The organism is Mycolicibacillus trivialis (assembly GCF_002102395.1).
GTDB lineage: Bacteria > Actinomycetota > Actinomycetes > Mycobacteriales > Mycobacteriaceae > Mycobacterium > Mycobacterium triviale.
Window position 1 is genome coordinate 42,454 of the sequence record NZ_LQPZ01000012.1, and the last position, 20,045, is coordinate 62,498.

The window sequence follows — 20,045 nt, forward strand, 5'->3', positions numbered from 1 at the left end:
TCAGTCGCCGCCCAGCTTTTTGTAGAAGCTGCCCACGATCGGTGCGACGATCGCCCGCGGCGCGTACTGGCTGGCCACCGACATCGCCTTCGACGTCACCCCGGGGACGACGCGCATCTTGTTGCGTTCCAAGGCATCCAGGGACAGCTTCGCGGTGTGCTCCACCGAGATCCACAGGAAATCCGGGACCAGCTTGTCGACCAGTGACGCCTCGGCGGGATCGGGTGTCTCGGCGCGCACCGGGCCGGGCGCCAGCACCGTGACGTGCACCCCGGACCGGCGCACCTCGCCGCGCAACGATTCGCTGAACGTGTTGGCGAACGCCTTGGTCGCCGCGTAGGTGGCGTTGTTGGGGATCGGGGAGTTTCCCGCCGCGGACCCGGAGATCAAGATTCCACCCGCCCGACGCTCAAGCATCCCGGGCAGCACCGCCAACACCAAGTCGTGCACCGCCACCGCGTTGAGCTGGACCTGACCCCGCTCCTCGGCCGGATCCTGTTTGGACACCGGACCGAACGTCGCGGTGCCCGCGTTGGCGCACAGGATCGAGATGTTGCGGTCGGCCAGTTCGTCGACGAACGGGGCGCGGGCGGCCGGATCGGCCAGATCGACCGGGCGCACCTCGACTTCCACGCCGTATCGGTCGGTGAGGCGGGCGGCCAGCGCCGTCAGCACCTCGCCGCGGCGGGCGGTGATGATCAGATGGTGACCGCGTGCGGCCAATTCGGTGGCCAGCGCCTCGCCGATACCTTGGGAGGCGCCGGTGACCACGGCGCGGGCGTCGGGGCTGGGAGCGGGAACGGGCATGCGCCAATCGTAGACAGCGTTTACAGTGCCCATCGTGGGCAGCCCGGGATCACCGCCGGACCGACCGGGCCGGTCGCGGACAACGGGCGGTGCGCTGCGTTCACGGGTACTGGCCTGGATGCTGTGGGACTGCGGTGCCGCCGGCCTCAACGCGATCGTGGTGACGTTCGTCTTCTCGGTCTACCTGACCGGAACCGTCGGTGCGGTCGACCCGGGCGCCACCGCCTCGGCCAGCTGGCTGGGCCGGGCGATGGCGATCGGTGGACTCTCGGTGGCGCTGCTGGCACCGGTCATCGGGGTCTGGGTCGAGGCGCCGCAGCGGCGCCGGCCGGCGCTGGCGGTGCTCACCGGCCTGGCCGCGGCCCTGACGTGCACGATGAGCCTTATCCGCGACGACCCGCGCTACCTGGTGCCGGGGCTGGCGCTGCTGGCGATGACCGCGGCGTGCGTGGATCTGGCCGGGGTGCCCTACAACGCCATGCTGCGGCAGGTCTCCACCCCGCTCACCGCGGGGCGGGTGTCCGGGTTCGGGTGGGCCGCCGGCTATGCCGGTGCGGTGGTGTTGATGCTGCTCGTCTATCTGGGCTTCTTCGCCGGGGACGGGGCGACCCGCGGCCTGCTGCGGCTGTCACCGCACGACGGCCACAACGTGCGGATGGCGATGGTGCTGGCCGCCGGCTGGCTGGTGGCGTTCGCGCTGCCGCTGCTGGCCGGCCGGCACTGGCCCCGCTCCACCGGCGCGCCGGTGCCTCGCTACGGGCTGTTCGGCGGCTACCGCAAGCTCTGGGCCGACCTGCGCGGGGAGTGGCGTCGCGACCGCAACCTGGTCTACTTCCTGCTGGCCAGCGCGGTCTACCGGGATGGGCTGGTCGGTGTGTTCGCGTTCGGCGCGGTACTCGGGGTCAACGTGTACGGCATCTCCTCGGCGGACGTGCTGCTCTTCGGCGGAAGCGCCGCGGTGGTGGCGGCCATCGGGGCGGTGCTCGGCGGCCTGCTCGACGACCGGGTGGGCTCCAAGCCCATCATCGTCGGGTCATTGGCGGTGATGATCGCGGTCGGCCTGGCCCTGCTCGCACTCTCCGGGCCGGTCGTGTTCTGGGTGTGCGGGCTGGTGCTGTGTTTGTTCATCGGGCCGGCCCAATCCGCGTCGCGGACGCTGCTGCTGCGAATGGCGCCCGACGGCATGGAGGGGGTGGCCTTCGGGCTCTACACGATGACCGGTCGCGCGGTGACGTTTCTGGCGCCGTGGCTGTTCTCGGTGTTCGTCGATGTCTTCCACGCCGACCGGGCCGGTCTGGCGGGATTGTGCCTGGTGCTGGCGGCCGGCTTGGGGGGCCTGCTTCGGGTGCGGGCCCCGTCGGCGCGGATCAACCGGCGTTCGCGCAGATCGTGACGAACGCCCCGCTGCGCTGCTGAACCTGGGCGCCGTCGACGGTGAGGGTGCAGGTGGCCCCGTTGCCCGCGGTGATGATCGTCACCATGGCGGTCTTGGCGACCGAGGAGTCCAGTGCGACCTCGGTGCTCCACGGCAGCGTCACGCTGAACTCGGTGCGCAGCACGCCGCCGGGCCCGACGTAGGCGATGCTGATCGCGCGACCCTCCCCGCCGACCTGGTAGCCCACCGTCGATGTCGCCCCGGGAGCGGTCGGCGTGGGTGCCTCGGTGGTGGTGCCCGGTGTCGGCGCGGGGGAGCGCGACGGGGACGGGGTTCGGGGCCGTGGGGGCGCCGGGGGTGCGGGCAGACGCGGTGAGGGCGTCAGTGTCGGGGCCGCCGTCGCCGGCCCGGACTGTCCGGTTCGGGAGTCGTTGCTGATCAGCACCGCGATCACCAACGCCACCACCAGCAGGACCGCGGCGCCGGTCAACAGCCACAGGCCCCGCGACGGCCGGGACGGCCGGGGCGGTTCCGGCGCGGGTGGCTGTTCGGGTGGTTGGCGGGGCAACTGCCGGGTGGGGTCGGGACCCGGCGGTGAATAGCCACCGGCGTAGGGGTTGTGGACGTTGTGCTGACCGGCGTAGGCCGGGTCGGGGTAGAGCGGGTAATCGGCGGCAGTGGGCTCGGACCCGTACGGCGAGCGGCGGGCCCAGGCGTCGTCATCGCCCCAACGCGGATCGCTCATGCCCACCTCATGGGGGGCAGACTACCCGCGCGGCCGCGCCGGCCGACCGTAGCCGCTGCGCAAGGCCGCGAGCGTCATCGCGCGCATCAGCGGTCGGGCGCCCTGGCCGCCGGACGGGGAACCGCCCGGCGCCTTCATGCTGTGCGGGGTCGAGTTCAGCAGGCCGAACGCGGCATGCGCCATGAGGCGGGCCTCGGACTCGGCGACCGCGGGCTGCAACTCGCGCAACACCGCGACCCAGATCTCGACGTAGTGGCGCTGCGCGCGCCGGACCTGGCGGTGGGCGGGTGCGGGCAGGTTGGCCAGATCGCGGTCCTGGATGCGGATGAGGTCAGGCTCGGAGAACACGAAATCGAGATGGAAGTCGACCAGGCCTTCCAGGGTCGTGGCCGGGCTCGCGCCGCGCGCGACGACCGCGCGGGCACCGTCGAGCAGGCGGGTGCTGATCCCGACCAACAACTCCACCAGCAGCGCTTCCTTGTTGGGGAAGTGGCGGTAGATCGCCGGTCCGCTCACCCCGGCGGCCGCCCCGATGTCCTCTAGGCGCACCGACAGATAACCGCGCTCGGCGATGAGTCGCTCGGCGGCGGCCAGCAGCGTGGTGCGGCGGTCGGGCTTCGGTGGCGTGCGCCGACCCGCCTTGGCCGCCCCGGCGCGGCGGCCGGGCGGTGCGGAGGCAGCCATCGCGACTCCTAGACACGTCAGTTAATGATGGCTAACATACCACCAGTTAGTCGTTGTTAACCCGCGAGGAGAGCGTGACGTTGGACAAGGTGGTGGCTTCGGCGGCGGAGGCGGTCGCCGACGTGCCCGACGGTGCATCGTTGGCCGTCGGCGGGTTCGGACTCTGCGGAATCCCCGAGGCGTTGATCACCGCACTGCTGGAAGCCGGGGTCACCGACCTGGAAACCGTGTCGAACAACTGCGGTGTCGACGGCGCAGGACTGGGATTGTTGTTGGAAGCCGGGCGGATCCGTCGCACCGTCAGTTCCTATGTCGGGGAGAACAAGGAATTCGCGCGACAGTTCCTGGCCGGCGAACTGGAAGTGGAGCTGACCCCGCAGGGCACGCTGGCCGAACGGCTGCGCGCAGGTGGCGCCGGGATCCCCGCCTTCTACACGCCCAGCGGGGTGGGGACTCAGATCGCCGACGGCGGATTGCCCTGGCGCTACGACGGATCGGGCGGTGTCGCGCTCGCCTCCCCGCCCAAGGAGACCCGCGAATTCGACGGCCGCACCTATGTTCTCGAACACGCGATCCGCACCGACTTCGCGCTGGTACACGCGTATCTCGGTGACCGCCACGGCAACCTGGTCTATCGGGCGGCGGCCGCCAACTTCAACCCGGACTGCGCCACCGCGGGCCGGATCACCATCGCCGAGGTCGAGCACCTGGTCGAGCCCGGCGAGATCGACCCGGCCCGCGTGCACACCCCCGGCATTTTCGTCGACCGGGTCGTGCACGTAGTCGATCCGGTCAAACGCATCGAGCGCGAGACGGTGCGCTCATGACAGCGACCGACGTGACCGGGTTCGGAAGGAGGTGGCGCCGTGGCATGGAGCCGCGATGAACTCGCCGCCCGGGTGGCCGCGGAATTCACCGACGGACAGTACGTCAACCTCGGTATCGGATTGCCCACCTTGGTGCCCAACCACATCCCCGACGGGATGACCGTGGTACTGCATTCGGAGAACGGAATCCTGGGCGTCGGGCCCTACCCGCGGCCCGACGAGGTCGACGCCGACCTGATCAACGCCGGCAAGGAGACGGTCACGGTCGGTGCGGGCGCCGCGTTCTTCGGTTCCTCGGCTTCCTTCGGCATCATCCGCGGCGGCCACCTCGACGTCGCTGTGCTCGGCGGCATGCAGGTGTCGCAGACCGGTGACCTGGCCAACTGGATGATCCCGGGCAAGATGGTCAAGGGCATGGGCGGGGCGATGGATCTGGTGCACGGCGCCCGCCGGGTGATCGTCATGATGGAGCATCTCACCAACACCGGGGACCCGAAGATCGTCCGCCGGTGCACCATGCCGCTCACCGGAGCCGGCTGTGTGCACCGCATCATCACCGACCTGGCGGTCATCGACGTCACCGACACCGGACTGACCCTGGTCGAGACGGCACCCGGGGTGACCGCCGAGGAGGTTGCCGCGAAAACGGAGCCGCCACTGCACATCGCGGTCCCGTCATGACCGGCGCGGCGACCCCCGCGGACGAACACCGCCGGCTGGTCGACGAACTCGCCGGCAAGCTGGCGGCCGTCGCCCGCGGCGGCAGCGACCGCGCCCGCGAGCGCCACATCGCCCGCGGCAAACTGCTTCCGCGCGACCGCGTCGATCGGCTGCTGGATCCGGGCAGCCCGTTTCTGGAACTGTCGCCGCTGGCCGCCGACGGCATGTACGACGACGAATGCCCCGGGGCCGGGATCATCACCGGCATCGGCCGGGTCTCCGGACGCGAATGCGTCATCGTCGCCAACGACGCGACCGTCAAAGGTGGTACCTACTACCCGATCACGGTGAAAAAGCACCTGCGCGCGCAGGAGGTGGCGCTGCACAACCACCTGCCGTGTCTGTACCTGGTCGACTCCGGCGGGGCGTTCCTGCCCCGCCAGGACGAGGTCTTCCCCGACCGGGAACACTTCGGCCGCATCTTCTACAACCAGGCGACGATGAGTGCCCGCGGCATCCCGCAGATCGCCGCGGTGCTCGGCTCCTGCACCGCCGGGGGCGCCTACGTCCCGGCGATGAGCGACGAAGCCGTCATCGTCCGTGACCAGGGCACGATCTTCCTGGGCGGTCCGCCCCTGGTCAAGGCCGCGACCGGGGAGATCGTCACCGCCGAGGAACTCGGCGGCGGCGAGATGCACTCCCGGATCTCCGGTGTCACCGACCATCTCGCCGACGACGACGAACACGCCCTGCGGATCGTGCGCTCGATCGTCTCCTCGTTCGGCCCCCGTCTGCCCGCCCCGTGGGAGGTCCACGACACGGTCGAACCCGACCACCCGCCCACCGAGCTCTACGACGTCGTCCCGCTGGACTCCCGGGTCCCCTATGACGTGCACGAGGTGATCACCCGACTGGTCGACGCCAGCCGGTTCCACGAGTTCAAAGCCGAGTACGGCAAGACCCTGGTGACCGGCTTCGCGCGGATCCACGGCCATCCGGTGGGCATCATCGCCAACAACGGCGTGCTCTTCGGCGAATCCGCGGTCAAGGGAGCGCATTTCATCGAATTGTGCGACAAACGCAGCACCCCGCTGCTGTTCCTGCAGAACATCGCCGGGTTCATGGTCGGCCGCGACTACGAAGCCGGCGGCATCGCCAAACACGGCGCCAAGATGGTCACCGCGGTCGCCTGCGCCCGCGTCCCCAAACTCACCGTCGTCATCGGCGGCTCCTACGGCGCGGGCAATTATTCGATGTGCGGGCGCGCCTATTCCCCGCGCTTCCTGTGGATGTGGCCGAACGCGAGGATCTCGGTGATGGGCGGCGAGCAGGCGGCGTCGGTGCTGGCCACCGTGCGCGGCGACCAACTCGAGGCCGCCGGAACCCCGTGGGGGCCCGCGGACGAGGAGGCGTTCAAGGCCCCCATCCGCGATCAGTACGAAGCCCAGGGCAACCCGTACTACTCGACCGCACGCCTCTGGGACGACGGTGTCATCGACCCCGCCCAGACCCGGACAGTCCTCGGACTCGCACTCGGCGTGTGCGCCAACGCCCCGCTGGATCCGATCTCCTACGGCGTATTTCGGATGTGAGCCCGATGTTCGACACCGTCCTCGTGGCCAACCGCGGTGAGATCGCGGTCCGGGTGATCCGTACCCTGCGGCGGTTGGGAATCCGCTCGGTCGCCGTCTACAGCGACGCCGACGCCGCCGCCCGGCACGTCCGGGAGGCCGACACCGCCGTCCACCTCGGACCGGCGCCGGCACGTCACAGCTACCTCGACGTCGCGCGGGTGATCGACGCCGCGGCCGCCACCGGTGCGCAGGCGATCCATCCGGGTTACGGATTCCTCTCGGAAAATCCGCATTTCGCGACGGCCTGCGTTGACGCCGGCCTGGTGTTCGTCGGACCTCCGGTCCGCGCCATCGAGATCATGGGTGACAAGATCGCAGCCAAGACCACGGTCGACGGTTACGGGGTCCCGACGGTCCCCGGCGTAGCCCGCCCCGGGCTCAGCGACGCGGACCTGATCGCCGCAGCAACCGAGATCGGCTACCCGGTGCTGGTGAAGCCCTCGGCGGGTGGCGGCGGTAAGGGCATGCGACTGGTGGCCGAAGCCGATCAGTTGCCCGACGCCCTCGTCGGGGCGCGACGGGAGTCGGCGGCGGCGTTCGGTGACGACACCCTGTTCCTGGAACGGTTCGTGCTGCGACCCCGGCACATCGAGGTCCAGGTCTTGGCCGACGGCCACGGCAGCGTGATCCACCTCGGTGAACGCGAATGCAGTCTGCAGCGGCGCCACCAGAAGGTCATCGAGGAGGCGCCCTCACCGCTGCTCGACGCGGCCACCCGCGCGCGCATCGGTGCGGCCGCCTGCGACACCGCACGCAGCGTCGACTACCTGGGCGCCGGCACGGTGGAGTTCATCGTCTCGGCCGACCGCCCCGACGACTTCTTCTTCATGGAGATGAACACCCGTCTGCAGGTCGAGCACCCGGTCACCGAGGCCGTCACCGGCCTGGACCTCGTCGAGTGGCAACTGCGGGTCGCCGCCGGTGAGAAGATCACGCTGGCCCAGCAGGACATCGAGCTACGCGGCCACGCCATCGAGGCGCGCGTCTACGCCGAAGACCCCGCCCGGGGGTTCCTGCCCACCGGCGGCCGGGTGCTCGACGTCACCGAACCGGATGGGCCCGGCGTCCGGGTCGACTCGTCGCTGAGCCCGGGCACCGTGGTCGGCAGCGACTATGACCCGATGCTGAGCAAGATCATCGCCCACGGCGCCGACCGCGACCAGGCGCTCGCCCGACTCGACCGGGCGTTGAGCCAGACCCGCGTCCTCGGGATTCAGACCAACGTCGAGTTCCTGCGGTTCCTGCTGGCCGATGAGCGCGTCGCCGCCGGCGACCTCGACACCGGATTGCTCGACCGGAGGCTGGTCGACTTCGAACCGGCGCCGGCACCCGATGACGTGTTCGCCGCCGCCGCGCTCTACCGGCACACCCGGTTGCTGCGGCGGGCGGGAGACGATCTGTGGACCCAGCCCACCGGGTGGCGGCTGACGGACCGGGCCCCGGTGCGCACCCGGCTGCAGACCCCGTTGCGTTCGGAGACCGTCGCGGTCTGGGGGCTTCCCGATTCGGCTCGCGTCCAGGTCGGGGACACCGAGATCCACTGTGCCGCCGCGGTCGCCGACGCCGACGGATTCAGCGTGGCGTGGGCGGGGATGCGACGGCATTACCGGGTGGGCGCCACCGACGATCGGCTGTGGATCGCCGACGAGCGCGGCACCTGGATGGTCCGGGAAGCCGAAGCCGTGCGGATTCAGCGCGACACCGGCCCCCGACAGGCCGAGATCGTCAGCCCGATGCCGGGCAGCGTCATCGCCGTCCACACCGAAAGCGGTGCGGAACTCGACGAAGGCACACCGGTCATCGTGGTGGAGGCGATGAAGATGGAACACACGCTGACCGCGCCGCTGGCGGGCCGGGTGGAGGTACTGGCCGCCGTCGGCGACCAGGTCGGCGTGGACCAGGTGCTCGCCCGGGTGACACCGGAGGAGAACGCCGAACCCGTGGGAGCAGTAGAGAACTCGGACAGTGAGGACGAAGGCTGATGACGACCGACGCGATGGCAGCCGAACTGCCTGACGAATACCGTGAACTCCGGGACACCGTCGCCGAATTCGCCCGCGGCGAGGTGGCCCCGGTCGCCGCACAACACGACGCCGACCACAGCTTCCCCTACGACATCGTCGCCAAGATGGGCGCGATGGGCCTGTTCGGCTTGCCCTTCCCCGAGGAGTACGGCGGGATGGGCGGCGACTACTTCGCCCTGGCCATCGCGCTCGAGGAACTGGGCAAGATCGATCAATCCGTGGCGATCACGCTCGAGGCGGCGGTCGGACTGGGGGCGATGCCGATCTACCGCTTCGGCACCGAGGAGCAGAAACAGCACTGGCTGCCCGACCTGCTGGCCGGCCGGCGACTGGTCGGCTTCGGTCTCACCGAACCGGGCGCGGGCTCCGACGCCGGCAGCACCCGCACCACCGCACGGCTGGACGGTGATGAGTGGATCATCAACGGCAGCAAGCAGTTCATCACCAACTCCGGGACCGACATCACCGCCGCGGTGACCGTCACCGCGGTCACCGGCAGCCGCGAGGGCGGAAAGAAGGAGATCTCCACGATCATCGTGCCCAACGGCACACCCGGATTCATCGTCGAACCCGCCTACGACAAGGTCGGCTGGAACGCCTCCGATACCCACCCGTTGACCTTCGACGACGCACGAGTTCCGGCGGAGAACCTGCTCGGCGAGCGCGGCAGCGGCTACGCCAACTTCCTGTCCATCCTCGACGAGGGACGGATCGCGATCGCCGCACTGGCCACCGGCGTCGCGCAGGGCTGCGTCGATGAGAGCGTCAAGTACGCAGGTGAACGCCACTCGTTCGGGCAACCGCTCGGGTCCTATCAGGCGATCAGCTTCAAGATCGCCCGCATGGAGGCGCGCGCCCACGTGGCCCGCACGGCCTACTACGACGCGGCCGCCAAGATGTTGGCCGGCAAGCCGTTCAAGAAGGAAGCCGCGATCGCGAAGATGGTCAGTTCCGAGGCGGCCATGGACAACGCCCGCGACGCCACCCAGATCCACGGCGGCTACGGCTTCATGAACGAATACCCGGTGGCGCGGCACTACCGGGACAGCAAGATCCTCGAGATCGGCGAGGGCACCACCGAGGTGCAGTTGATGCTCATCGCCCGCGCCCTGGGCCTGCCCTGAGCCCGGCCGGCCCGGCCGCCTCGGCGCGGCACCCGGTTCTGTCCGGCCTCGACGGCATAATGGACTGTGCGCCGGTGCTGCGGCGATCCGAACGGAACGCGCAGCTCAGGCCCGGGATGTAAGCGGTTCCGGAGCTGCGCTGACCCGCCGTCGCCGGCGCCGAGGGCGAAGGAGGCGGTCGTGGGCGGTAACGCGGAGGCAACCGTCGAAGTGACCCCGGTGCAGCTGATCGGCCCGGCCGGCAACCCGGCCAGCGGACCGGCCGCCGAGCGCTACCGGTGCACGGTGCCGGACACGACGCTGCTGCGGCTCTACGAGCTGATGGCCGTCACCCGCGACGTCGACACCGAACTGGTCAACCTGCAACGGCAGGGCGAGTTGGCGCTGGTGGCGCCGTGCCGCGGCCAGGAGGCCGCACAGGTCGGGGCCGCCGCCGCGCTGCGCGACACCGACTGGCTGTTCCCGCAATACCGCGAACTCGGGGTGTTCTTGACCCGAGGCTTCGAGGCGCACGAGCTGATCCCGGTGTTCCGCGGCAGTTGGACCGGCGGCAGCGGATTCGCCGAACGGCGCTGCGCGCCGGTGGCCATCCCGATCGCCACCCAGGCGCTGCACGCGGTGGGCGCGGCGATGGGCGCCCAGCGACTGGGGGAGGACTCGGCCACAGTCGCTTTCCTCGGCGACGGCGCCACCAGCCAAGGCGACACCCACGCGGCACTGAACATGGCGTCGGTCTACGGCGCCGGCTGCGTGTTCTACGTCCAGAACAATCAGTGGGCGATCTCGGTGCCGGTCGATCGTCAGGTCGGTGGACCGTCGATCGCGCACCGGGCCATCGGCTACGGCATGCCCGGGGTTCGCGTCGACGGCAACGACGTGCTGGCCTGTTACGCGGTGATGACCGAGGCGGCCGAACGGGCCCGCCGCGGGGAGGGGCCCACGCTGATCGAGGCGGTCACCTACCGGCTCGGCCCGCACACCACCTCCGACGACCCGACCCGCTACCGCACCCGATCGGAGGTCGAGCGGTGGAACGCGCGGGATCCGCTGCCGCGCTACCGCACCTACCTGCAGGGCCGCGGGCTGTGGACCGAGCAATTCCAGACGCGGGTGACGGAGCGGTCGGCGGCGTTGCGCACCGAACTGCGCGACGCGGTGGTCGGCGCGCCGGACCCGCCGGTCACCGACGTCTTCGATGCCGTCTACGCGGAGATCACCCCCGAGTTGGCGCGCCAACGCGCCGAGTTGATCGAGGAGCTGGCACGGGAGGTCCGGACATGACCCAGACCGTGGAACGCTCCACGCACACCGGCGGACCGGACCCGGCGGCCACCGTGACCATGGTCGCCGCGATCAACCGGGCCCTTTGCGACGCGATGAGCGCCGACCAGAGGGTGCTGGTCTTCGGTGAGGACGTCGGCACCCTCGGCGGGGTCTTCCGGGTCACCGACGGGCTGGCCGAGACCTTCGGCGAACAACGCTGTTTCGACACCCCGCTGTCGGAGTCCGGGATCATCGGCATCGCGCTCGGGCTGGCGATCCGCGGTTTCATCCCGGTGCCGGAGTTGCAGTTCGACGGGTTCTCCTACCCGGCGTTCGACCAGATCGTCAGTCACCTGGCCAAATACCGGATGCGTACCCGCGGTGAGCTGCCGATGCCGGTGACGGTGCGCATCCCGTCCTTCGGCGGGATCGGCGCCGTCGAACACCACTCGGAATCCACCGAAACCTACTGGGTGCACACCGCCGGGCTGACGGTGGTGACCCCGTCGACCCCCTCGGACGCCTACTGGCTGCTGCGCCACGCGATCGAGTTCCCCGACCCGGTGATCTACCTGGAGCCCAAACGCCGGTACTGGTCCACCGGGGTCGTCGACACCACTGTGCCGGGCCCGCCGATCGGGCGCGCGGTGATCCGTCGGGCCGGCGCCGACGTCACGGTGCTGACCTACGGCGGGCTCGTGGCCACCGCGCTGGCCGCCGCCGACATCGCCGAACGCGGGGACGGGCCCAGCCTGGAGGTCGTCGACCTGCGCAGCTTGAGTCCGCTGGACTTCGAGACGGTGGTGGCCTCGGTACGCAAGACCGGACGAGCCGTGGTGCTGCACGAGGGGCCGCGCACACTGGGCTACGGCGCCGAGTTGGCGGCACGGCTCTCCGAGGAACTGTTCTACGAACTGGAGTCACCGGTGTTGCGCGCCACCGGTTTCGACACCCCCTACCCGCCGGCCCGACTGGAGAAACTGTGGCTTCCGGGCGTGGACCGGCTGCTCGACTGCGCCCAGCGCGCGATGGACCAGCCGTGACCGACCGGGAGTTCCTCGTCCCCGATCTCGGCGAAGGGCTGACCGACGTCACCATCACCTCGTGGGACGTCGCGGTCGGAGACGACGTCGACCTCAACCAACCGCTGTGCACGGTGGAGACCGCGAAGGCCGAGGTGGAGATCCCCAGCCCGTACGCCGGTCGGATCACCGAGTTGCGCGGCGCGCCGGGGGAGGTGCTCGAGGTCGGAACCCTGTTGGCCCGCATCGAGGTTCCCGACGATCCGGACACCACCGAGGGCGCCGGAGCGGGCACCGCCGAGGCTGCGCCCCGCCGCCCGGTGCTGGTGGGTTACGGCACCGATGACAGCTTCGATACCAGCAGACGCACCGTCGCGACCGGCGACCACCGCGCCAAAGCCAAACCGGCCGTTCGCAAACTGGCCGCCGATCTGGGGGTCGATCTCGCGGCGGTCCCGCCCGGGCCGGCCGGCGTGGTCACCCGGGAAGCCGTGCTGGCCGCCGCCGACCGGCAGCCCGGCGACGACCGTGAGGGGTTGCCGGTGCGCGGCGTGCACGCCGTGATGGCCGAGCGGATGGCCAGGGCGCACCGGGAGATCCCGGATGCGGCCGCGAGCCTGCAGGTCGACGGCACCCGGCTACTGGCGGTCTGCCGGGAACTGAACGACGACGGCATGACCATCACCCCGTTCGCGCTCACGCTGCGCCTGACCGTGCTCGCGCTGGGCCGGCATCCCGCCGTCAACGCCACGTGGGTCGAATCCGCCGGCGGTGCGCAGGTGCGCCGGCACCGGGCCGTGCATCTGGGTATCGCGGTGGCCGCGCCGCGCGGCCTGCTGGTACCGGTGCTCACCGACGCCCAGGACAAGTCCACCCGCGAGCTGGCCGATGCGCTGGACCGGCTGGTCGGCGACGCCCGCGCCGGTGCGCTCGCGCCAGCGCAGCTGAGCGGATCGACGTTCACGGTCAGCAACTTCGGGGCACTCGGTGTCGACAGCGGCATACCGCTGATCAACCCGCCCGAGGCGGCGATCCTGGGTGTCGGGAGCCTCAAGCCGCGCCCGGCCGTCGTCGACGGGGCGGTGGTGGCGCGGCCGCAGATGACCGTGACGTGTGTCTTCGACCACCGGGTGCTCGACGGGGCGCAGGCGGCCGGCTTCCTGACCGAACTGGCCGGGCTCATCGAGACGGCCGACGCCGCGCTCGACGATCTGCGGAGCTAACGGCGGCGCGCGGCGGCCAACCGCTCGGCGAACTCCGGCGAACGCGCCGAGGTCGCCTGTGGTCCCAACTCGGTGCGCATCGCCGTGCTGTGGGCGTCGGTGTCGACCGATCCGGGGTTGGCGGTCACCCGCATGGTGGCCTTGGTCGCCACCACCACCTCCCGCGGCGCCGAGGCGGGTCCCGCCGCCAACTCCAGCGCCGCGGCCACCGGGTCCTCGCCGACGCTCAACGCCAACCCGTGCCGCACGGCGGCCTCGGCGTCGAAGGCCATCCCGAACAGCAGCGCCGCACGGGCGACCTGCGGCCCGACGGCACGCTGGAGCATCCAGGTCGCCCCACCGCCGGGGTGCAGGCCCAACTGCTGGAAGCGGGCGTCGAATCGGGCATACGGTCCGGCGACACGCACGTCGGCGGCCAGCGCCAGGTTCAGCCCCGCGCCGACCGCAGCGCCGTTCACCGCGGCGATGGTCGGCAGGGTGCAGGCGCCGACCGCCATGAACCCGTCGTAGAGCGCCAGCAGTCCTTCTTCGGCTGCCTCACCCAACGCCGACAGGTCCGCGCCCGCGCAGAACGCCTTGCCCGCCCCGGTCACCACCACCGCGTGCACACCCGGATCGGCCTCGGCGCGTTCCACCGCGGCCCGCAACTGTGCGGACATGGCGCCGGTGACCGCGTTACGCCGATCCGGATCGTTGACGGTGACCAACGCGACGCGGTCGGTTACCGAGTACAGCACCAGATCTGACCGGCTCATCGGACCATCCTTCATCGTCGGTGCTTGGCGGTTTCGTGGTCGGCAACCGAAGTGGCCTGCGCCTGGTGGCACCCCCGGCAGGACTCGAACCTGCGACCACGAGATTAGAAGTCACGCGCTCTATCCAGCTGAGCTACGGGGGCAAGGCGCAGGTCAGTGTATCCAACGGAGCCGCCGTCCAATCGGTTCCGTGCCGACCGGCCGCCGACGCTCGGCGCGGGGGCTTCGAGGCGTGCCACACCCGCGCCGGAGCGGCCAATCGGCTCCCGTGGCCGGCCCGATCCGGCTAGCGTTGGAGGCGTACTGGGTCACGGACGGGAGGGTGTCGATGTCGATGGTGGCGGATCGGTTCGCCGGGGCGGGGCGCTGACGAGGTGATCGATCATGGCTGACTCGGTCAACGCCGCGGGGCTGCCCGACCAACTGAGCGCGGTGGACTATCTGCTGCACCGCGGGGAGGCCAACCCGCGCACCCGGTCGGGCATCTTGAGCCTGGAGATCCTCGACACCACGCCCGACTGGGAACGCTTCCGTGCCACCTTCGAAGCGGCGTCCCGCAAGGCGCTGCGCCTGAGGGAGAAGGTGGTGGTGCCCACCCTGCCGACCGCCGCGCCGCGCTGGGTCGTCGACCCGGACTTCACCATCGACTACCACGTGCGGCGGATCCGGGTACCCGAACCGGGCACGCTGCGGGAAGTTCTCGATCAGGCCGAACTGCTGTTGCAGGCCCCGTTGGACATCTCCCGGCCGTTGTGGACGGCGACTCTGGTGGAGGGGCTCGCCGACGGTCGGGCCGCCACACTGATCCACCTCAGCCACGCGGTCACCGACGGTGTCGGCGGTGTCGAGATGTTCTCCCAGCTCTATGACCTCGAACGTGACCCGCCGCCGAAGCCGTTGGCGCCGATGCCGATTCCGCGCGACCTGTCCGCCGACGACCTGATGCGCGAAGGCATCAACCGGCTGCCGCTGACCGTCGCGGGTGGGGTGTTCGGCACCGTCTCCAACGCCATGCGCATCGCCGGACGGATCGCCGGGGACCCGGTCTCGGCGGCGTCGGGTGCGTTCGACTACGCACGGTCGAGCCTGCGGATGATGCAGCAGGCGGCCAAGCCCTCACCGCTGCTGTTGCGCCGCAGCCTGGCCAGCCGCACCGAGGCGCTCGACATCGTGCTTGCCGACCTGCACCGCGCCGCCAAGGCCGCCGGCGGCTCGATCAACGACGCTTACCTCGCCGGGCTCTGCGGTGCACTGCGCCGATACCACGCCGCCCTCGGCGTGCCGGTCGCGACACTGCCGATGGCGGTGCCGGTCAACCTGCGCACCGGCAGCGACCCGGCCGGCGGCAACCGGTTCACCGGGGTGAACCTGGCCGCGCCGATAGCGGTCACCGACCCGGCCGAGCGGATCCGCCGGATCCGGGCCCAGATGACCCAGCGGCGCGAAGAGCGGGCGCTGGGACTGCTCGGGGCGATCGCCCCGCTGCTCAGCGTCCTGCCGACTCCGACGCTGGAGTCGCTGGAGGAGCGCGTCATCGCCGCCGACGTGCAGGCCAGCAACATTCCGATGTATCCGGGCGAGACCTACATCGCCGGTGCCAAGGTGTTGCGCCAGTACGGGCTCGGCCCGCTGCCCGGTGTCGCGATGATGGTGGTGCTGCTGTCCCGCGACGGTGTGTGCACCATCAGCGTGCGCTACGACCGGGCCGCCATCACCGACGCCGAGTTGTTCGCCCGGTGTCTGCATGAGGGGTTCGACGAGGTGCTGGCCCTGGCCGGCGACCCGGCGCCGCACTCGGTGCCGGCCTCGTTCACGTCGTTGGCCGCAACGGAGGGTCCATGACATCGTCGCGCGACATGCGCCTGCCCGGTTCGGTGGCCGAGGTCGCCGCCAGCCCGCCCGGCCCCAAGGTCGGCGCCTTCTTCGACATGGACGGCACGCTGGTCGCCGGCTTCACCGGTGTCATCTTGACCCGGGAACGGTTCCGGCACCGGGACATGGGGCTCGGCGAGATGCTGAGCATGATCCTCGCCGGGCTCAGCCACCAACTGGGCCGCATGGAATTCGAGGGCCTCATCAACAAGGCGGCGTCGGCGCTGCGCGGCCGGCCGCTGAGCGATCTCGATGAGATCGGGCAGCGGATGTTCACCCAGAAGATCGAGCCGCGGGTCTACCCGGAGATGCGGGAGTTGGTCCGCGCTCACCTCAAACGGGGCCACACGGTGGTGCTCAGTTCGTCGGCGCTGACCATCCAGGTGGACCCGGTGGCCCGCTTCCTGGGCATCCCGAACACGTTGACCAACCGATTCGAGGTCGACGACGACGGGGTGCTCACCGGCACGGTGCTGGAGCCGATCCTGTGGGGCCCGGGCAAGGCGGACGCGGTGCAGAAGTTCGCCGCCGAGCACGACATCGACCTCAAGGACAGCTACTTCTACGCCGATGGCGACGAGGACGTCGCGCTGATGTACCTGGTCGGCAACCCGCGCCCAACCAACCCGGAGGGCAAGATGGCGGCCGTCGCCAAGAAACGGGGCTGGCCGATCCTGCGGTTCTCCAGCCGCAGCGGAGTCGGTCTTACCGGCGCCATCCGGACCCTCGCCGGCGTCGGCTCCCTGGTCCCGGTCGCCACCGGGGCGGTGTGGTGGGGTCTGCTCACCCGCAGCAGGCGTCGCGGCGTCAACTTCTTCACCGCGAACTGGCAGCGGCTGGTGCTGGCCACCGGCGGGGTCAGCCTCAACGTCCTGGGGGCGGAGAACCTCACCAAGCAGCGGCCGGCGATCTTCATCTTCAACCATCGCAACCAGGTCGATCCGTTGATCGCCGGTTCGCTGGTGCGCGACAACTACACCGGGGTGGCCAAGAAGGAACTCGAAAGCGACCCGGTGCTCGGCGCGCTGGGCAAGGCCCTCGACGTCGTCTTCGTCGACCGCGACGACACCGCCTCAGCGGTGGAATCGTTGCAGGAGGTCGAAGAACTTGCGCGGGAAGGACTGTCGGTCGTCGTCGCTCCCGAGGGGACTCGGCTGGACACCACCGAAGTGGGCCCGTTCAAAAAAGGGCCGTTCCGGATGGCGATGAGCACCGGCCTGCCGATCGTGCCGATCGTCGTGCGTAACGCCGAGGTGGTCGCCTCACGCAACTCGGTGACCATGAATCCCGGCACCGTCGACGTGGCCGTGTTCCCGCCGATCTCGGTCAAGGACTGGACGGTGAAGGAGCTGCCCGACCGGATCGCCGAGGTTCGGCAGCTGTACCTGGACACCCTGGCCGACTGGCCGACCGGCGAGCTGCCTGAGCCGGAGTTGTACCGGCGGGCGACCGGTGCGAAACGGGCCGGGAAAGCGGCTAAGAAGGAGCCGGCTAAGAGGGAGCCGGCGAAGAAGACACCGGCGAAGAAGACCGCCCGAAAAGCCGGCGGACCGGCGAAGAAAGCCGCCGCCAAGCCGGTGAAGAAGGGTGGGGCCGCGTCGCGCGGCGACGGTTCGACGCCGCGACCGCGGGGGCGGCCGTGACCGCGCCGGTGCCTGCCGCGGGCGGGTTCACCGCCGCCGCAGACGCCTTGGTGATCGCCTCGGTGAACTCACCGGTGGAAGCCGACCTGGTCGCCGACTGGCTGCACCGTCAGCAGGCCGCGTACCCCGACGCGAAGATCGACGTGGTGACCCTGCCCGCCGACGCCCAGGAATCGAGTCGGCTGGCCAGCCTGGTCGTCCAGCTGGACGCCGACGAGAACCGGCCCGTCGTCCCGGTGCGGGTGTTCTGGATTCCGCGGGCCAACGCGTCCACCGCGCACCGGGTCCTGGCCCTGCTGCCCGGCCGTGACCCCTACCATCCCACCGAACGTCATCAGCGGCGCATCCTGCGCACCGACCCGACCCGCGCCCGGGTGGTGGCCGGTGAATCGGCCACGGTCGCCGAGTTGCGCCGCGACTTCGAAGAGACCACCGTCGGTGGCAGCCCGCGCGATTTCGCCCACTTCGTCACCCGGCGTGCGGCGCTGGCCCTGGAACGCGCCGAATACCGGATCCTGGGTCCTCAGTACAAGTCGCCGCGACTGGTGAAACCGGAGATCCTCGCCTCCAACCGATTCCGGGACGGCCTTGAGCAGATCCCCGGTGCCACCGTCGAAGAGGCCGGCGAGATGCTCGACGAGCTGTCGACCGGCTGGAGCCGGGTCTCGGTCGACCTGGTCGGTGTGCTCGGCCGGATGGTCAGCCGCGGCTTCGACCCCGACATCGACTACGACGAGTACGAGGTGGCCGCGTTACGCGCCGCGCTGGAGGCCCACCCCGCGGTCCTGCTGTTCTCCCACCGCTCCTACATCGACGGTGCGGTGATGCCGGTGGCGATGCAGGAGAATCGGCTGCCGCCGGTGCACGTGTTCGCCGGGATCAACCTCTCGTTCGGGCTGATGGGCCCGCTGCTGCGCCGCGCAGGCGTCATCTTCATCCGGCGCAACGTCGCAGGCAACCCGCTCTACAAATACGTTCTGCGCCAATACGTCGGCTACGTGGTGGAGAAACGGTTCAACCTGAGCTGGTCGATCGAGGGCACCCGCTCACGCACCGGCAAGATGTTGCCGCCCAAACTGGGGCTGATGGCCTACGTCGCCGACGCCTATCTCGACGGACGCAGTGAAGACATTCTGCTGCAAGGTGTCTCGATCAGTTTCGACCAGCTGCACGAAACCACCGAGTACGCCGACTACGCCCGCGGCGGGGAGAAGACGCCGGAGGGGATCGGTTGGCTGTACCACTTCATCAAAGCCCAGGGCGAACGCAACTACGGCAAGATCTACGTGCGGTTCCCCGAGGCCGTGTCCATGCGGCAGTACCTCGGCGAACCCGACGGGCCGATCGGAGCCGACCCCGACGCCAAGCGTCTGGCCATGCAGAAGATGGCCTTCGAGGTGGCCTGGCGCATCCAACGCGTCACCCCGATCAACGCCACCGCGCTGGTCTCGGCGCTGCTGCTGACCACCCGCGGCCAGGCCCTGACCCTGGGCCAACTGCACCACACCCTGCAGGATTCGCTGGACTATCTGGAACGCAAGCAGGCCCCGATGACCAACAGTGCGCTGCGGTTGCGCAGCCCCGAGGGGGTCCGCGCCGCCGTCGACACCCTGGCCAGCGGCCACCCGATCACCCGCGTCGACGACGGCTGGGAGCCGGTGTGGCGCATCGCGCCCGAACACGAGCACGTCGCGGCGTTCTACCGCAACTCGGTGATCCACGCCTTTTTGGAGACCTCGATCACCGAGTTGGCCCTCTCCCACGCCCGCGACGCCGACGGGGACCGCCTCGAGGTGTTCTGGGATCAGGCGATGCGGGTGCGCGACCTGCTCAAATTCGAGTTCTACTTCCCCGACTCCACCGCCTTCCGCGAGCACATCGACGAGGAGATGTCCTGGCAGGACGCCGCCTGGACCGACCGGGTGCGCGCCGGCGGTGCGGACATCGACGAGCTGCTGCACCGCAAACGCCCGCTGATGGCCAACGCCATGCTGCGGGTCTTCTTCGAGGCCTACGAGGTCGTCGCCGACGTGCTGCGCAGCGCTCCGGCCCGGGTCGACACCGACGAACTCACCCGACTCGCCCTCGGGGTGGGCCGGCAGTACATCGCCCAGGGGCGCATCCGCAGCGCCGAACCGGTGTCGGCGCTGCTGTTCGCCACCGCCTGCCAGGTGGCCGCCGACCAGAACCTGCTGCCCGAGGACACCACCGGCGTGGACACCGCCGAATTGACCCGGCGCCGGGTGGCGTTCCACCGGGAACTGCGCGACGTCCTGCGCGACATCGACCGGATCGAACGGATCTCCCGCGACCAATTCGTCGAACGGGAGGCGCTGCGCCGCTCCGCCGAGCACGACGGCGCCCCCCGACGCTGATCAGTCCGGGTT

General features: G+C 70.3%; 16 protein-coding genes and 1 tRNA gene. 12 read left to right on the forward strand and 5 right to left on the reverse strand.

The genetic code is table 11. The annotated features are described in order from the left end of the window. Complete coding sequence (gene cmrA, locus AWC30_RS03495; RefSeq protein ID WP_085108813.1) at positions 1-807, reverse strand: mycolate reductase; 807 nt, start codon at positions 805-807, stop codon at positions 1-3. Positions 808-925: 118 nt separating this feature from the next. On the opposite strand from cmrA, the gene AWC30_RS03500 reads away from it, so the two are divergent. Beyond that, positions 926-2,200, forward strand: a complete 1,275-nt coding sequence (locus AWC30_RS03500; protein WP_085108815.1) for an MFS transporter — start codon at positions 926-928, stop codon at positions 2,198-2,200. On the opposite strand, the gene AWC30_RS03505 is transcribed toward AWC30_RS03500, so the two are convergent. Then, positions 2,175-2,927 (reverse strand): hypothetical protein, encoded by a 753-nt coding sequence (locus AWC30_RS03505; protein ID WP_085108961.1) that lies wholly within the window; start codon positions 2,925-2,927, stop codon positions 2,175-2,177. The two genes, AWC30_RS03500 and AWC30_RS03505, sit on opposite strands and share 26 nt — an antisense overlap. Positions 2,928-2,948: 21 nt before the next feature. Next, entirely contained in the window at positions 2,949-3,611 is a 663-nt protein-coding gene (locus AWC30_RS03510) for an SACE_7040 family transcriptional regulator (protein WP_085108817.1), read from the reverse strand. A gap of 80 nt (positions 3,612-3,691) precedes the next feature. On the opposite strand from AWC30_RS03510, the gene AWC30_RS03515 reads away from it, so the two are divergent. From AWC30_RS03515 to AWC30_RS03550, 8 genes are all read left to right on the forward strand, one after another. Further along, positions 3,692-4,438, forward strand: coding sequence for a CoA transferase subunit A (locus AWC30_RS03515; protein WP_085108962.1), 747 nt, complete (start codon positions 3,692-3,694; stop codon positions 4,436-4,438). 39 nt (positions 4,439-4,477) lie between these two features. Next, positions 4,478-5,119, forward strand: a complete 642-nt coding sequence (locus AWC30_RS03520) for a CoA transferase subunit B (RefSeq protein WP_085108819.1) — start codon at positions 4,478-4,480, stop codon at positions 5,117-5,119. Continuing rightward, positions 5,116-6,690, forward strand: coding sequence for a carboxyl transferase domain-containing protein (locus AWC30_RS03525; RefSeq protein ID WP_085108820.1), 1,575 nt, complete (start codon positions 5,116-5,118; stop codon positions 6,688-6,690). Before AWC30_RS03520 ends, AWC30_RS03525 begins: the two co-directional genes overlap by 4 nt. A gap of 5 nt (positions 6,691-6,695) precedes the next feature. Next, positions 6,696-8,714, forward strand: a complete 2,019-nt coding sequence (locus AWC30_RS03530) for an acetyl-CoA carboxylase biotin carboxylase subunit (protein WP_085108963.1) — start codon at positions 6,696-6,698, stop codon at positions 8,712-8,714. After that, complete coding sequence (locus tag AWC30_RS03535) at positions 8,714-9,880, forward strand: acyl-CoA dehydrogenase family protein (protein WP_085108821.1); 1,167 nt, start codon at positions 8,714-8,716, stop codon at positions 9,878-9,880. Before AWC30_RS03530 ends, AWC30_RS03535 begins: the two co-directional genes overlap by 1 nt. Positions 9,881-10,060: 180 nt before the next feature. Then, positions 10,061-11,161, forward strand: coding sequence for a pyruvate dehydrogenase (acetyl-transferring) E1 component subunit alpha (gene pdhA, locus AWC30_RS03540; RefSeq protein WP_085108822.1), 1,101 nt, complete (start codon positions 10,061-10,063; stop codon positions 11,159-11,161). Beyond that, positions 11,158-12,186, forward strand: coding sequence for an alpha-ketoacid dehydrogenase subunit beta (locus AWC30_RS03545; protein WP_085108823.1), 1,029 nt, complete (start codon positions 11,158-11,160; stop codon positions 12,184-12,186). Before pdhA ends, AWC30_RS03545 begins: the two co-directional genes overlap by 4 nt. After that, the gene (locus AWC30_RS03550) at positions 12,183-13,388 is read left to right on the forward strand and encodes a dihydrolipoamide acetyltransferase family protein (RefSeq protein ID WP_085108824.1); all 1,206 of its coding nucleotides are present in this window, start codon (positions 12,183-12,185) and stop codon (positions 13,386-13,388) included. Before AWC30_RS03545 ends, AWC30_RS03550 begins: the two co-directional genes overlap by 4 nt. Here the strand turns inward: AWC30_RS03550 and AWC30_RS03555 are convergent. Both AWC30_RS03555 and AWC30_RS03560 read right to left on the reverse strand, forming a co-directional pair. After that, positions 13,385-14,143 (reverse strand): enoyl-CoA hydratase, encoded by a 759-nt coding sequence (locus AWC30_RS03555; protein ID WP_085108825.1) that lies wholly within the window; start codon positions 14,141-14,143, stop codon positions 13,385-13,387. The two genes, AWC30_RS03550 and AWC30_RS03555, sit on opposite strands and share 4 nt — an antisense overlap. A gap of 66 nt (positions 14,144-14,209) precedes the next feature. Next, positions 14,210-14,286, reverse strand: a tRNA-Arg gene (locus AWC30_RS03560). A gap of 241 nt (positions 14,287-14,527) precedes the next feature. Between AWC30_RS03560 and AWC30_RS03565 the strand changes: the two genes are divergently transcribed. Genes AWC30_RS03565 through AWC30_RS03575 form a run of 3 tightly spaced genes read left to right on the forward strand, consistent with a single transcriptional unit; the run spans position 14,528 to position 20,033 of the window. Beyond that, positions 14,528-15,985, forward strand: a complete 1,458-nt coding sequence (locus AWC30_RS03565) for a wax ester/triacylglycerol synthase family O-acyltransferase (protein WP_085108826.1) — start codon at positions 14,528-14,530, stop codon at positions 15,983-15,985. Next, a complete protein-coding gene (locus AWC30_RS03570; RefSeq protein ID WP_085108827.1) occupies positions 15,982-17,658 on the forward strand; it encodes an HAD-IB family hydrolase/lysophospholipid acyltransferase family protein in 1,677 nt (558 codons plus the stop codon). The genes AWC30_RS03565 and AWC30_RS03570 overlap by 4 nt, the downstream gene beginning before the upstream one ends. After that, the gene (locus AWC30_RS03575; RefSeq protein WP_085108828.1) at positions 17,655-20,033 is read left to right on the forward strand and encodes a glycerol-3-phosphate 1-O-acyltransferase; all 2,379 of its coding nucleotides are present in this window, start codon (positions 17,655-17,657) and stop codon (positions 20,031-20,033) included. Before AWC30_RS03570 ends, AWC30_RS03575 begins: the two co-directional genes overlap by 4 nt. Positions 20,034-20,045 lie beyond the last annotated feature (12 nt).